Origin of the sequence: Streptomyces sp. NPDC058619 (genome assembly GCF_042717785.1) — a bacterium.
Classification (GTDB): domain Bacteria; phylum Actinomycetota; class Actinomycetes; order Streptomycetales; family Streptomycetaceae; genus Streptomyces.
Window position 1 is genome coordinate 39,595 of record NZ_JBHXQN010000043.1, and the last position, 13,651, is coordinate 53,245.

The 13,651-nt window shown below is 73.5% G+C and carries 11 protein-coding genes; 4 read left to right on the forward strand and 7 right to left on the reverse strand.

The features are described from left to right. Nucleotides 1–9 precede the first annotated feature (9 nt). The 7 genes from ACFWTC_RS29580 to ACFWTC_RS29610 form a co-directional block, all read right to left on the reverse strand. Nucleotides 10–978 carry a hypothetical protein gene (locus ACFWTC_RS29580; protein WP_384028842.1) on the reverse strand — a complete coding sequence of 323 codons (969 nt, stop codon included), beginning with the start codon at nt 976–978 and terminating at the stop codon, nt 10–12. A 137-nt stretch (nt 979–1,115) separates the two neighbouring features. Next, nucleotides 1,116–2,510 carry an MFS transporter gene (locus tag ACFWTC_RS29585; RefSeq protein ID WP_384028844.1) on the reverse strand — a complete coding sequence of 465 codons (1,395 nt, stop codon included), beginning with the start codon at nt 2,508–2,510 and terminating at the stop codon, nt 1,116–1,118. A 37-nt stretch (nt 2,511–2,547) separates the two neighbouring features. Then, complete coding sequence (locus ACFWTC_RS29590; protein WP_384028846.1) at nt 2,548–3,483, reverse strand: alpha/beta hydrolase family protein; 936 nt, start codon at nt 3,481–3,483, stop codon at nt 2,548–2,550. A 126-nt stretch (nt 3,484–3,609) separates the two neighbouring features. Further along, nucleotides 3,610–4,236, reverse strand: a complete 627-nt coding sequence (locus tag ACFWTC_RS29595; RefSeq protein ID WP_383927090.1) for a hypothetical protein — start codon at nt 4,234–4,236, stop codon at nt 3,610–3,612. Then, on the reverse strand, nt 4,233–6,029 hold the full coding sequence (locus ACFWTC_RS29600) for an AMP-dependent synthetase/ligase (protein WP_384028848.1): 1,797 nt from the start codon (nt 6,027–6,029) through the stop codon (nt 4,233–4,235). The genes ACFWTC_RS29595 and ACFWTC_RS29600 overlap by 4 nt, the downstream gene beginning before the upstream one ends. 62 nt (nt 6,030–6,091) lie before the next feature. Then, nucleotides 6,092–6,739 carry an acetoacetate decarboxylase family protein gene (locus ACFWTC_RS29605; RefSeq protein ID WP_384028850.1) on the reverse strand — a complete coding sequence of 216 codons (648 nt, stop codon included), beginning with the start codon at nt 6,737–6,739 and terminating at the stop codon, nt 6,092–6,094. Beyond that, nucleotides 6,720–8,585: an FAD-dependent oxidoreductase gene (locus ACFWTC_RS29610; RefSeq protein ID WP_384028852.1), complete on the reverse strand. Its 1,866-nt coding sequence runs from the start codon at nt 8,583–8,585 to the stop codon at nt 6,720–6,722. The genes ACFWTC_RS29605 and ACFWTC_RS29610 overlap by 20 nt, the downstream gene beginning before the upstream one ends. 257 nt (nt 8,586–8,842) lie before the next feature. Between ACFWTC_RS29610 and ACFWTC_RS29615 the strand changes: the two genes are divergently transcribed. The 4 genes from ACFWTC_RS29615 to ACFWTC_RS29630 all read left to right on the forward strand — a co-directional run bounded on the left by ACFWTC_RS29615 (nt 8,843) and on the right by ACFWTC_RS29630 (nt 13,509). After that, nucleotides 8,843–10,165: an NAD(P)-binding domain-containing protein gene (locus ACFWTC_RS29615; protein ID WP_383925145.1), complete on the forward strand. Its 1,323-nt coding sequence runs from the start codon at nt 8,843–8,845 to the stop codon at nt 10,163–10,165. 114 nt (nt 10,166–10,279) lie between these two features. Next, complete coding sequence (locus tag ACFWTC_RS29620; RefSeq protein WP_384028854.1) at nt 10,280–11,983, forward strand: nitrate- and nitrite sensing domain-containing protein; 1,704 nt, start codon at nt 10,280–10,282, stop codon at nt 11,981–11,983. Nucleotides 11,984–12,016: 33 nt separating this feature from the next. Next, entirely contained in the window at nt 12,017–12,760 is a 744-nt protein-coding gene (locus ACFWTC_RS29625; RefSeq protein ID WP_383925139.1) for a hypothetical protein, read from the forward strand. A 263-nt stretch (nt 12,761–13,023) separates the two neighbouring features. Further along, nucleotides 13,024–13,509 carry a MarR family winged helix-turn-helix transcriptional regulator gene (locus ACFWTC_RS29630; RefSeq protein ID WP_384028856.1) on the forward strand — a complete coding sequence of 162 codons (486 nt, stop codon included), beginning with the start codon at nt 13,024–13,026 and terminating at the stop codon, nt 13,507–13,509. Nucleotides 13,510–13,651 lie beyond the last annotated feature (142 nt).

Below are 13,651 nucleotides of genomic sequence, written 5' to 3' on the forward strand. Positions count from 1 at the left end.
TCCGCCGCGTCAGTAGGCCTGCCGGACGGTGACCGCGGGGTCCGCGGCGTCGCCCCAGTAGCGGACGTAGGAGCGGGCGAAGGCGTCGCCCAGCGCGGCCTTGAGGAAGAGCGCCGACCAGCGGGCGGACGTACGGATGCCCTCGACCTGGCCGGCGGTCTGGGCCGAGGGGTCCGGGACGGCGCCGGGCGGGTTCTGGACGCCCGTGACGCCGTAGTGGTTGACCCCGGCGACCGTGACGAGCGCCTTCGGCGTGCCCTTCAGGGCCTCGTACGTGGCCTGCGCGGCCGCGGGGGCTGCGATGCCGTCGGCGGAGCCCTGGATCAGGGCGACCGGCACGGTGTTGTTCACCGGGCTGACCGGACCGCCGCCGGGCGGGGCGTTGTTGGTGCCGAAGAAGGCGGCCGCCTTGAGTTCGGCGGGCTTGACCGCGCCCGGCGGCAGGCCGAAGCAGAACGGGGGCGCGCACTGGCCCTGGACGGTCGCGATGCCGGCTGCGCCGCCGAAGGAGTGGCCGAGGAGGGCGAAGGAGGCGGGGTCCAGCCGGCCGGCGAGGGGGCTGCCGGCCCGGGTGTTCTCGGCCTTGGACCAGGCGACGGTGGTCAGGCCCTGGTCGGCGGAGGCCCACAGGCCGGGGACGCCGAAGACGGAGCGCACGTGGTTGGGGACGACCACGACGAAGCCGAACGCCGCGACGGTGCGGGCGTATCCCTCGTAGTGGCTCTTGTCGACGTTGGCGCCCTGCTGGAGCAGGACCACGGGCAGTCGGCTGCCGGACTCCGGGTAGTAGACGTCGGCCGCGTCGGCCCCGACGGAGGCCGCGTAGGCGAGGGTGGGGACGGGGGTGGGGCTCTGCGGGGTCTCGGCGGCGGCCGGGCCCGCGGTGCCCACGGCGGTCAGCAGGGCGAATCCGAGCAGGCCTGCCGCGATGCCGCGGCCGGCGCTGCGCCGTGCGTGGGGGTGCGTGGCGTGTGCCATCAGTGATCCGATCTTGTTCGCTGTCGTCGGCGTGCGAGGGCGTTTCACATGTGCCGTTCGCGGTTTCGCTGGAAGAAACTCTGTTTCCTCATCCAGTAAACTGAGCGGTGCACGCGCACGTCAAGGAGCGTTCCGTCTCAGACCGAGCGGCTTGCCGCCGCGGCGGCGTCGGCCTCGTAAGAGCGGCGGCCGCGCAGGACCACGACGGATCCGGCGAGCAGGGGCGCCAGGACCGCCGCGAAGGCCCAGCGCAGCGATCCCGTCGCGTCGGAGGCCAGCCCGATGAGCCAGGGGCCGAGCGATCCGCCCAGGGTGACCATGAGTTGCAGGACGGCGAAGCCGAGGCCCCGGCGCTCGGCCGCGACGACATCGGCGTTCGCGGCGGTGAGGTTGGCCAGCGCCGCGGCGAAGCCGAAGTTGGCGAGGGTGAAGCACACGGCCTGCGGCGCGAGGACCGGCACCGCGACGGCGCCGGCCAGGGCGACGGTGCCGAACAGCAGGCCGGCGCCGCCGATGGCGATGCGCCGGCCCCGGCGCGGACCCCGGTCGCGGTCGCCGAGCCAGCTGCCGGTGACGATGCCCGCGACGATGCCGACCAGCCCGGCGCCGCCCGCCACGGCGGCGGCCTCCGCCTCGCCGAGGCCGAAGAACCGGCCGTAGTAGGAGGGCATCCAGTAGAAGAGGCCGCCGAGGCCGAAGAAGAGGATGCTGAGCCCGGTGACGACCGTTCGCAGGGTACGGATCCGCAACAGCTCGCGCACCTGACTGCGCAGGGGCGGCGGGGCAGCGCCGGCGGGGCGGGCCGCCGGGTCCGGCTCCGCGGCGGGCGGGCCGCCGCCCTCGCGCCGGTACCACAGGGTGAGGCGGTCGCCGGTGCCGCGGACCGGCTCGCGCAGGGTCAGGACGAGCAGGGCGACGATCAGGCCGGGCACGGCGACCAGGAAGAATCCGGTGCGCCAGCCCACGCTCTGTGCGAGGGCGCCGCCGGCGATGACGCCGATGGGCAGGCCGCCGAAGTAGGCCATCCGCTCGTACCCGAAGGCGCGGGTGCGGCCCGGGCCGGGGTAGTAGTCGGCGAGCAGGCTGGAGGCGGGCGGATTGTAGAGCTGTCCGGCGGCCCCGAGGAACATCCGGACGGCGAAGAGGGTGAGGTAGCCGCCGGCCAGCCCGGTGCCGACCGTCAGCACCGACCAGACCGCCACGACGGCGGCGACGGTCCAGGTGCGGCGGGCGGTGTCGGCGAGCCGGCCCGCCGGGAGCAGCAAGACTACGGCGGCGAGCGATCCGGCGGTTGCGATGGCCCCGCCGGCGGCGTCGCCGAAGCCGAACTCCTCCTGGATCCGGGGCAGGGCGCCGGCGAGGAGGTTGTACTCGATGCGGTCGATCGCCGCGACGAGGGCGATGCAGACCGCCGGCCACCATCCGAACGGCGCGGGCGCGCCGCGCCGGACGGTGACCGGGGGCCGCCCGGGGAAGACGGTGAACGCGCCCCGCTCCCCTTCCGGTTCGCGGTGGGGGGCGGGTGCGCTCATGCTGTTCCTCCGGGCGGGTCGGTCAGGTGCGGCGGGGTCAGGGCTTGGCGGTGTACACGACGCCGGGCAGGTTCTGTGCGGCGGCGCCCCACACCTGGTCCCGCAGGGAGGTGTCCAGGCCGAGCGTGTAGAGCAGGTAGGTGGTGGTCACCGCGCGGGTGAGGCGCTGCTGGTCGGCGCGGGCGATCGAGCCGCTGTCGCAGCCGAAGCCGCCGCTGTCGGTGAAGCCGCAGTGGAAGCCGCCGGTGATGACGCGCAGCTGGGTGGGGGCGGGCTTGGCGGCGTACATCTTGCGCTGGTGGCCCTCGACCCCGGCGACGGTGTCCTTGCTGCCGCCGACGTACTGGGCAGGGATGGTGAGGGCGGCGGAGGCGCTGACGGCCGAGGGGTTGGTCTCGGCGGCGGCGAGGGTGCTGACGGACTTGACGGCCGGGTTGCGGGAGGCGGCGAGCAGGGCCGCGCCGCCGCCCATGGAGTGGCCGGACAGGGCGTAGCGGCCGGTGTCGACGGCGCCGGCGAAGCGGGATCCGCTGGTGGAGTTCTGCGCGGTCAGCCAGGTGAGGGCGGCGTTCAGGTCGTCGGCGAAGCCGCTGTGGCTGGGTGAGATGCCGCCCTGGGACTTGGGGGTCACGGCGATGAAGCCCCAGGAGGCGTAATGGCGCAGGGTGTTCTCGTACTTGGAGATGTCCTGGAAGAAGCCGTGCCCGAAAGCGAGGCCGGGGTGGAGGCCCTGGGCCACGGGGGCGTTGACGCCGGCGCTCTTGCCCGGGTACCAGACGCGAGCGCTGTAGGAGCGGCCGGCGGCGGAGACGGTGAGGTCCGTGTAGGCGACGGGGAAGGCCCCCGGCGCGGCGGGGTCGGCCGCGACGGCGGGAGCGGGGGCGGGGGTGGCCGCCAGCGCGGTGGGGGCGGTCAGGGTGGCGGCGACGGCCAGGATGATGGCCGGGACGGCGCGCATGAGTGTGCGTAGCACGGGGGTGCCCTCCTGTGGGGGTATCGGAGAGGGAAACGTCGTACGCCATTTCAGCACATTGACGCGTACACGCCAAGAGTGCGGACGTTTCTTTCAGGGGAACGGTGTTCGCTCCTGGGCAACGGATCAGAGTCCGGTGGCGGCGGGCTCCGGCACCCGGCCGCCCCGCACCGCGGCCACCAGCCCGGCCAGCATCAGCGCCTCCCCCAGGTTCCCCAGCGGCGGCGCCGCGAAGGCCGCGGCCGACGCCGCGAACACGGCGAGGGCCCCCAAGGCGATCCAGGGCGTCCCCCGCCGGATCCAGGCGGCGACCCCGATCACCAGGAGCACGACGATCGCGAGGACGGCGGCCACCGGGAAGCCGCCCGGCTCGGCGTCCGCGTACCGCAGGGTGTCCGCCCAGGTGCGGGGGCGCAGGTGCAGCCCCGGCAGGGTGGTGGCGGCGCCGAGCACGACCAGGGCGCCGGCTGCGGCCCAGGCGGCGCCGAGGGCGGCGCGCCCGGACCGCAGCACGAGGGCGGCGCACGGCACCACCAGGGGCGTGCCCAGAGCGTGGACGACGAAGCGGCCGGCGCTCAGCGCCTCCAGCAGCCGCCCCTCGCCGAGCAGGACGCCGGCCGCCACGACGGCCGAGTCGTACGCCAGGGCGCAGCCGAGGAGCGCGGTGAGCCGGCCGGCCGGGCCGGCGCGCCGGGCGGCCGCGGCCAGCAGGAGCTGGAGGAAGGCGAGCAGCGCCAGCGCGGCCGAGATCACCGGCCCGTACCGGCCCGCCGGTACAGGGCCTCGACCTGGTCGGCGTACCGACCGGTGACGGCGGCCCGGCGGACCTTCAGCGTCACGGTCAGCTCCGCTCCGCCGGGGGCCCACTCCTCGGTGACCACCTCGTGCGCCCGGATCCGCTCCGGGCTCGACAGGCGGGTGTTGGCGTCGGCGACGGCCTCGGCGAGCGCGGCGGCCAGGTCCCCGGCGTGGGTGTCCCAGGGCGCGGCCGAGGTGACGCCCCTGCGCCGCGCCCAGGCGGTGACGGCCTCCCGGTCGGGGACGAGGAGGGCGACGTTGAAGGGCCGCCCGTCGCCGACGACGACGGCGTGGCCGATCAGCGGCGAGGCCTCCTTGAGGACGCCCTCGATGCGGGCGGGGGCCATGTTCTTGCCCCCGGTGTTGATGATGAGGTCCTTCTTGCGGTCGACGATGCGGACGTCCCCGGCGGCGTCCACGGTGGCGAGGTCGCCGGTGTGCAGCCAGCCCTCCGCGTCGACGGCCCGGGCGGTGAGTTCGGGCTCGCCGCGGTAGCCGCGCATCAGGAAGGGCGCCCGCACGAGGAGTTCGCCGTCGTCGGCGAGAGCGATCTCGGCGCCGGGCACGGGCCGGCCCACGGTGCCGACCCGCGGTCCGCCGGGCGGGGCGATGAGGGCGATGCCGCTGAGTTCGGACATGCCCCAGGCGTCGGTGAGGGGCAGGCCGAGGGCGTGGAAGAACTCCTGGAGGCCCTCGGGCGCCGGCGCGGCCCCGGTGATGCAGACCCGGGCGCGGTCGAGCCCGACGCGGCGGCGCAGTTCGGCGAGGATGCCGTCGGCCGCGTCGAGCTCCGCCCGCTCGGCCGGGGTGAGCGCGCCTTCCGCCCATCGGCGCGGGGCGAGGCGGCGGCCGGTGGCGAGGGCGTCCTCGACGAGCGTGCGCAGCCCCGGGTCGGCGTCGGCGAGCGCGCCCTCCAGGCCGGTGCGCAGGCGCTGCCAGACGGAGGGCACGGCTCCGAAGAGGGTGGGCCGCACCGAGATGAGCGCCTCGGCGAGCCGGGACAGGTCGTCCAGGCAGGTCAGCCGGGTACCGCAGAGCAGGTTGGTGTAGTGCGAGCCCCACCGGTCGGCGATGTGCGCGGCGGGCAGGAAGGAGATGTGGCTGTCCTCGCCGGTGACCTCCAGTACCTGCTGGGTGCCGGCGAGCTGGCTGATCATGGCGCGGTGGGTGATCTCGACGGCTTTGGGGCGGCCCGTGGTGCCCGAGGTGTGGATCAGGGTGATGAGGTCGTCGGGGCTGATCTCGCGGGCGGCGGCGGCGAGGTCGAGGGGGCCGGGGGCGCTCGCCTCGGCGTCCGCGAGGGAGAGCACGCCGTCTGCGGCCGGTCCCTCCGGGCCGTCGACGGCCACCAGCTGGCGGACGGCGGTGTCGGCGCGGGCCGCGCGCAGCACTGGCAGGAAGCGGCGTTCGGTGACGACGACGCGGGCGGCCGTACTGGCCAGCAGCTCGTGTATCTGGTCGGCGGGCAGGCTGTTGTAGAGGGAGAAGGGGACGGCGCCCAGGTGCAGGGCGGCGCAGTCGGCGACGTGGAACTCGGGCCGGTTGGTGAGCATCAGGGCCACCGGCTCGCCCCCGCGCACGCCGAGGTGGCGCAGCGCGCCGGCGACGGAGGCGGTCCGTTCGGCGTACTGGGCCCAGGTCAGGGCGGGGCCCTCGAGGGTGAGCAGGGCGGCTTCGTGCGGCCGGGCGGCGACGGTCCGCTGGAAGGCCTCGCAGAGGGTGGCGGGCGGAGCGGGCGTGGGCGTCATACGGACTCCTCGGGAAGGGGGGCCGCCGGGCAGGGCCCGCCGGTGTCCGCCGCGGCGGCGTCTCAGGCCGTGCGGGCGGACGGGGCCGGCGCGGGGCTGCCGAAGGTGAGGCGGAAGTCGTGCAGGGTCAGGCTGAGCAGCGGCGGGCGGCCGGCCGGGACCCGCAGGGGGCTGCCGGGCGGGATCCGCCACTGCGCCCGGGCAGGGCCGACCGCGCAGCGGCTGCGTACGGGGCTGGTCACCAGCCGTCCCTCCAACTGCTGGAGGACGCGGTACGCCACCGGCCACCGGCCGGGGAGCCGCGTACGGGCGCGGAAGGACGCGGCGGCCAGCTCCCCGGACGCGGTCCGGGCGGAGGCCCGCAGGACGCCGTCCCGGCCGGTGGCGAGGTCGAAGTCGGCCAGCTCCTTGGGGATGCCCCACAGTTCGCGGCCGCCGGCCATCGACGGCGGGCTGTCCACCCAGATGTCCGTGATGGTGACCCGTGGCCGCAGGCCGTCGCGGACCAGGACGGCGGAGAGGACCTCGTCGTAGCGCAGGACGCTGTCGCCCTCGTAGCGCACCCAGGCGGCGCCCGTCAGGGCGCGCCCGGCGACGGTGAGCGGCCGTACTCCCGCCGGCAGCGGTGGCAGGGCGCCGCGCGGTACGGCCCACAGGGAGAGGTACATCTGCCCGGCCAGGTGCCAGGGCTCAGGCGGGTACGTCGGCATCGGGGTCCTGCCCTTCGGGAGGTCGGGGTGCGGTGGCGGCGAGCCGCAGCGCGGCGGGGGCGTGCGCGGGCACGGCGGGGCGGCGCGGTGCCACGGGGTCCACCCGGCGGTAGGGGTCGCCGGGGCGGGGGCGGGGGTCGGCGGCGCCGCGGTTGGGCCACAGGGCGGCGGCGCGTTCGGCGAGGGCGGTGATGGTGAGGGAGGGGTTCACACCCAGGTTGGCGGAGATGGTGGAGCCGTCGACGACGTGCAGCCCGGGGTGTCCGTGGACGCGGTGGTAGGGGTCGACGACTCCCTGCCCGGCGTCCGCGCCGACGGTGCAGCCGCCGATGAGGTGCCCGGTGGCGGGGATGTCGAGCAGGTCTCCCCAGGTGCCGCAGGCGAGTGCGTCGTTCTGCCGGGCGGCGGTGCGCGCCAGGCGGTGGCCGGCCGGGATCCAGGTGGGGCTGGGCTCGCCCTCCCCGGGCCGGCTCGTCAAGCGCGCGCCGGCCGACCCGAAGGGGCCGCGGCGCAGGAGGGTGGTGAGGGAGTTGTCGTCGGTTTGCATGACCAGGAGCACCACTGTCTGGCGGGCCCAGCGGCGCGGGCGGTGCAGCGCCGGCAGGGTGCGGGCGTTCGCGGCCATCGCGGCGAGGCCGGCCATGATCCGCGTGCGTCCGGGGATGGGGTCGGTCAGGGTCGCGCCGAGCAGTGCGAGGAGGTTGCTGCCGGGCCCGTAGCGAACGGGTTCCACATGGGTGGCCTCGTCGAGGTGCACGGATGAGGTGATGGCCACGCCCTGTGTGAAGTCGGCGTCGCGGTCTCGGGAGCGTACGGCGAGGATGGCCTCGGAGTTGGTACGGGTGAGGTGGCCCAGGCGCGGGGAGAGGCCGGGCAGGGCGCCGGTGGCGCGCAGCCGGTGGAGCAGGCGCTGGGTGCCCAGCGCGCCGGCGGCGAAGACGACGTGCCGGGCGGTGGTGGTGCGGACGTCGGGGCGCAGGGTGCGGCCGGTGCGCCGGGAGGTGACCGTCCAGCCGGCGCCGACCGCGGGGGCCACCCCGGCCGCGCCGGCCGCGGGGTCCGGTGTGTACGGGCCGCGGCCGGCCGGGCGGACGTCGGTGACGGTGCGGTCGGCGACGACGGTCGCGCCGGCCGCTTCGGCCAGCCCCAGGTAGTTCTTGGGCAGGGTGTTCTTGGCGTTGTGGCGGCATCCCGTCATGCACGCCCCGCAGTGCAGGCAAGCGCCGCGGGCGGGCCCGGCGCCGCCGAAGTAGGGGTCCGGGACGGTCGATCCGGGGGTGGTGCCGGGTGGCCCGAAGTGCACGCCGACGGGGGTGGTGCGAAAGGTGTGCTCGCAGCCCGTCTCGCGGGCAGCCTCCTTCAGGACCCGGTCGGAGGGGGTGAAGCGGGGGTTGGCGGTGACGCCGAGCATGCGGCGGGCCTGGTCGTAGTAGGGGGCGAGTTCGGTGCGCCAGTCGGTGAGGGACGCCCAGTGGGTGCCTTCGTAGAACCTGGGCGGCGGATCGTAGAGGGTGTTGGCGTAGCCGAGGGAGCCGCCGCCGACGCCCGCGCCGGACAGGACCAGGACCCGGCCCAGCAGGGTCATCCGCAGGATGCCGCGACAGCCCAGGCGCGGGGCGAAGAGGTAGTCGCGCACCCGCCACGAGGTGCGGGGGAAGTCCGCGTCGGCGAAGCGCCGGCCGGCCTCGAGGACGGCGACGCGGTAGCCCTTCTCCGCCAGGCGCAGGGCTGTGACGCTGCCGCCGAAGCCGGAGCCGATGACGAGGACGTCGACGTCGTCGGGCACGGGGGGTTCGGCAGCGGCGGTCCCCGGTGGCGTGTTGGGCGGTGGTGAAGAGGTGGGCATCACGGCTCCCGCGCTGCGACCGACCGGCGGTCACACCGCGGCTGGGGGCATCGCTCCGCGGGACGACCGGGCGGTCATGTGACCGCCCGGTCATAGTGCGGTGCCTCCGGGGCCCTGTCAATCAATCCGACACCAACGGCACTCCGGGTCCCGCATCCCCAACTACACCCATCCACACGCTGGTTGACAACACAGGAATGCGGGATGAACCTGTGACCACCCGGTCACATGACCGCGTGGTCATACCGGAGGTCCGCATGGAACGCGTCTGTGTGATCGGAGCCGGATCGTCCGGCATCGCCGCCTGCCAGGTGCTCGCCGAGCGAGGCATTCCCTACGACTGCTACGAGAGCGGTTCCGAGGTCGGCGGCAACTGGCGCTACGAGAACGACAACGGCATGTCATCGGCCTACCGGTCCCTGCACATCAACACCTCCCGCCAGGTGATGGAGTACGCGTCCTTCCCCATGCCGGCGGACTGCCCCGTCTATCCGAGCCACTTCCGCATCGCCCGCTACTTCGACGCCTTCGTCGACCACTTCGGCCTGCGACCCTCCATCGCCTTCCGCACCGAGGTGACCGGCGTCGCGAAGACGCCCGACGGCCGATGGACCGTCACGGCCCGCCACCGCGACGACGGCGCGACGACCAGCCGCGCCTACGACGCCGTCCTCGTCGCCAACGGCCACCACTGGAAGCCCCGGATGCCGCAGCCAACGCCGCCCGGAGCCGACTCCTTCACCGGCACCCAGACGCACTCGCACCACTACCGCACCCCCGAGCCCTTCGCCGGCGCGCGGGTCCTGGTCCTCGGTATCGGCAACTCCGCCTGCGACATCGCCGTCGAGACCTCCCGCGTCTCTGCCCGCACCTTCCTGGCCATGCGCCGCGGCGCGCACATCCTGCCCAAGTACCTCTTCGGCACCCCCACCGACCACCTCACCGGGTCCTGGCTCGCGCGGGCGCCACTGTCCGTGCAGGCCGCCGGGCTGGCCCTGCTGCTGCGACTCAGCCGCGGCCGGCTGGCCGCGTACGGGCTGCCGGAACCGCGCCACGGCGTGCTCGGTGCGCACCCCACCATCTCCGACGACCTGCTCTCGCGCCTGGGCCACGGCGACATCACCGTCACCCCCATGATCACCGCGCTCGACCGGGGGAGCGCCGTCTTCGAGGACGGGCGCCGGGAGGAGATCGACGCGGTCGTCTACTGCACGGGCTACGACATCGCCTTCCCCTTCCTCGGGAAGGAGCTGATCGACCCCGCCGACAACGCGGTGAGCCTCTACCGCCGCGTCGCCTCCCCCGAGCACCGGGGCCTGTACTTCATCGGCCTGGTCCAGCCGCTCGGCGCCATCATGCCGCTGGCCGAGGCCCAGTCCCACTGGGTCGCCGATCTGCTCCAAGGGCGGTGCGAGCTGCCCTCACAGGCCGCGATGTACCGCGAGATCGCCGACTACCACGCGCGCACGGCACGGCGGTACGTCGCCTCCACCCGCCACACCATCCAGGTCGACGCCCTGCGCCACCTACGCGAACTCCGCGACGAGCGCGCGCGCAGGACGGTTCCGCGCCGGCCCTGACCGCCGACATCGGCGAGCAGTTGACGAGCCGCCCCCGCCACTCTAGCTTTGCGAAACAGGGTTTCACCCAACGAAACGTGCCCCCAGCCCGGCCCCGCCGCCAGGAGTGCCGCCTTGTCGATCCGCTGGCCTTTCCTCCGCCGGTCCGGGCAGCGCAAGCACGCGGTCCCGCAGACGCCCCACGAGCGGCGCGCGAGCGGTATCAGCCCGGTGAGCTGGGGTTACACCTGGCGCTTGGTGGCCATCACGGTGCTGCCCCTGCTGGCGTTCTCGGTCCTGGGCACGATCCGCACGCTCGACAGCGCCGGCGCGGCGGATCGGGCGGCCCATGCGGCCCGGACCGCTCACCTCTCCCGTCAGGCGGCCGCCCTGACGGCAGCCCTGCAGGACGAGGCGGGAGCTGCTGCCCTGGCAGCGGACAGCGCAGCGGGCAGGGCGGCACCGAACGGGCCGTCTTCGCAGGGCACGTCGAAATCCTCACCCGGCGGCTCGGGGCAGACCGCGAAGACGGCCGAATCGTCTCAGAGCACGCCGGACGTCCAGACGCAGTACGAGAACCTGATCGCTCCGCTGCTCGGGCTGCACAACGAGATCGTGCTGAATGCGAAGGCCGGCACCAAAGGCAAGGCCCTGTACTGCGTGTCGGTCGCGAAGTCCGCCATGTCCACCCAACGCTCACTGATCACCATGGTGCTCGCGGGGCGCCTCGACGCCACGCAGGCAGCGGAACGGGTGCAGGTCGCGGCGGGCCTTGAGCGGGCCGCGCTCGCCGAGTTCGCAGCGGGAGCCGATCCCGCCGACGCGCAGTTCTTTTCGGCGACGGTCTCGGCGGCCGGCATGGAACGGTTGGCCCAGCTCCGTACGACCGTCCTGGCCGGCGCCCCGTCCGGCGCCGGGTCGGCGACCACGCCGCAGGCGTTCCACGGGTTCGCCGACGCGCAGATGGAACAGCTCCAGAAGGTCGAGGATAAACTCGGCCAGGACCTCGTGACCGCCACGGCCGCCGCCCTCGCCGACGCTCGGGGCACGGCCATCCGGTCGGGGTGGCTGACACTCCTGGTCGTGCTCCTCTCCGTCGGGCTCGTCGGCTGGGTCTCGCGTACCGCGCTCAGGGAGATCCGAACGCTGCGCAACTCGGCTCTGTCGGTGGCTCACCAGCAACTGCCCCGCGCCATCGAGAGCCTGGTCGAGACACCGGACCGCCAAATCGACCCGCTGGCCGCCACACCCGTGCACGGCAGCGGGGATCTCGCCCAGGTGGCGCAGGCGTTCGACGCGGTGGCACGCCAAGCCGTCCGCCTGGCCTCCGAGCAGGCCCTGCTGCGACTCGACCACCTGGCCACCCGCATGCGCCGCAACGGAGAGAACCTCCTGGTCCTGACCGGGGAGGGCATCAACAGCGGCTGGGGCGAGCCGGTGCCGCTGCAGAACGTGCTGCGCGCGGCTCTGGGTGAGGTCGAGCAATACCAGCGCGTGCGCATCCTCGGTGCGCCCGACCTGCGTATCGCCGGCAACGCGGCCAACGACATCATCCACCTCCTCGCGGAGCTGTTGGACAATGCGACCTCCTTCTCCAGCCCGCAGAGCGCCGTGCTCGTCAGCGCGACCGAACTCCCACACGGCAGCACCCTGATCGAGGTCAGTGACTTGGGCTTCGGACTCACCAGCAAGGAGCTCGACCGCCACAACACGCGGCTGGCAGCGCCGCCTCCGCTGGACGGTTCGGTGGCACGCAGGATGGGGCTGTACGTGGTGGCCCGGCTGGCCGAGCACCACGCCATTCACGTCGAACTCCGCCTCATTCGCCACTCCCGCTAAACACCGGACAACGACCTGATCGGAGCATCCGACATGACCAACGTGGTGGGCGCGCGCGCCGTGTTCGGGGTCATCGTTCCAAGCACCAACACAGTCGTCGAGCACGACTACTGGGGTGCGCGCGTTCCCGGTGTCGCCTACCGGGCCGGCTCCATGCACATCGCGGACCCGGCCATGCGGAACGACCGGGACTTCGAGGCCCTGCTCGTCCAGATCAGGGCGTCCATCGACACGGCGGTCCGCGACGTCCTGACGGCTGAGCCCGATCGGATGGTGATGGGCATGTCGGCGGAGACCTTCTGGGGCGGCGTCGCTGGCAACGCCGCCTTCGAACGCCGGCTGCGCGAGCGCACCGGCCTGCCGGTGACGACCGGGGCGAGCTCCTGCCGGGCCGCTCTGCGAGCACTCGGATGCCGGCGCGTGGCGGTCTTCTCCCCGTACCAGCCGGTCGCCGACCAAGAGGTAGGCCGATTCTTCACCGAATCCGGATTCGACGTGGCCGCCATCTCGGGGTTGCGCTGCCCGACTGCGACGGACATCGCCCGGGTCGGCCCCGATCGCATCCTGGACATGGTCACCGCGCTGGACGACCCCTCCGTCGAGGCCATCGTCCAAGTGGGCACGAACCTCTCCTTCATGTCCCAGGCCGACATGCTGGAGGCCGAGCTCGGAAAGCCAGTCATCGCGATCAACGCGGCGACGCTCTGGCATGCCCTGCGCGAGCACGGCCTCACGGACCGCATTTCGGGTTCAGGGCGCCTGCTCAGGGAATTCTGAACTGCGCTGATCTGGTCGAATCCCTGAAGCGGGCAGGCTCACGTGTCGCCGCCGACAGCGCAGAGCGATGTGCGGCCAACCACGGGGCACCTACCCGCAGCAGCATGCCTGCCGCTCGGGCAGTGTGGTGCAGAAGCCGCGCGCTCCGCACTGTTCCGCAAGGTCCGCTGACTTGAGGAGTGAGCATCTCAATGACGGAGAGATCCCGCGAGGATGCACAGTATCGAACCCCTCTCGAATCTGCGTGCGAGGACCAGATTGGGATGCAGTCCTTCACCGATCTGCTTCGCGTGATGAACGCGGAGTTCAAACGGATCGCTCAGGAGTTCGCCCACGCACAGGAACTCAACGTGACCGACGTCCAGGTCCTGATCGCCATACTCGATGCCAGCCGTGATCAGGACTTCTGCCCCATGACGCCCGGGCGGCTGGCCGCGGACATGAACCTAACATCCGGTGCGATGACGGCGTGCCTGGACCGGCTGGAGGAGGCCGGCCACATCCGCAGGGTCAGAGCGCCCGACGACCGGCGTAAGGTGCACGTCCATCACGAGCAAGCCGGCCGGGAGGCTGCACGCGAGTACCTCCGGCAGCTTGCCATGTCCACCGATGCGGCACGCGCGCCCTTCAGCACCGAGGAGTTGCACATCGTCGTTAGGTTCCTGAGTGAAATGAACGAGCAGCTCGCACGCACACGCCGCCGAACACCCATGGAGCGCATGGACTATCCTTCGGGCCCCGCAGACTAACCTCGATCTTTCGTGACGGGTCGTCGGATTTTCCGGCGGCCCGTTTCGGGTTGTCGGGCGGGTGATGGGCAGGTTGGTGGCCCGGCTGTCGCGTCGGGTGGGCGCCGGGTTCCACGGCTCCGGTCAGGGGTTCTGCTCGTCG

Coding starts and splice junctions, on each gene's coding strand:
- ACFWTC_RS29580 (WP_384028842.1), bottom strand. CDS start 978: ATGGCACACGCCACGCACCCCCACGCACGGCGCAGCGCCGGCCGCGGC.
- ACFWTC_RS29585 (WP_384028844.1), bottom strand. CDS start 2,510: ATGAGCGCACCCGCCCCCCACCGCGAACCGGAAGGGGAGCGGGGCGCG.
- ACFWTC_RS29600 (WP_384028848.1), bottom strand. CDS start 6,029: ATGACGCCCACGCCCGCTCCGCCCGCCACCCTCTGCGAGGCCTTCCAG.
- ACFWTC_RS29605 (WP_384028850.1), bottom strand. CDS start 6,739: ATGCCGACGTACCCGCCTGAGCCCTGGCACCTGGCCGGGCAGATGTAC.
- ACFWTC_RS29610 (WP_384028852.1), bottom strand. CDS start 8,585: ATGCCCACCTCTTCACCACCGCCCAACACGCCACCGGGGACCGCCGCT.
- ACFWTC_RS29615 (WP_383925145.1), top strand. CDS start 8,843: ATGGAACGCGTCTGTGTGATCGGAGCCGGATCGTCCGGCATCGCCGCC.
- ACFWTC_RS29625 (WP_383925139.1), top strand. CDS start 12,017: ATGACCAACGTGGTGGGCGCGCGCGCCGTGTTCGGGGTCATCGTTCCA.
- ACFWTC_RS29630 (WP_384028856.1), top strand. CDS start 13,024: ATGCAGTCCTTCACCGATCTGCTTCGCGTGATGAACGCGGAGTTCAAA.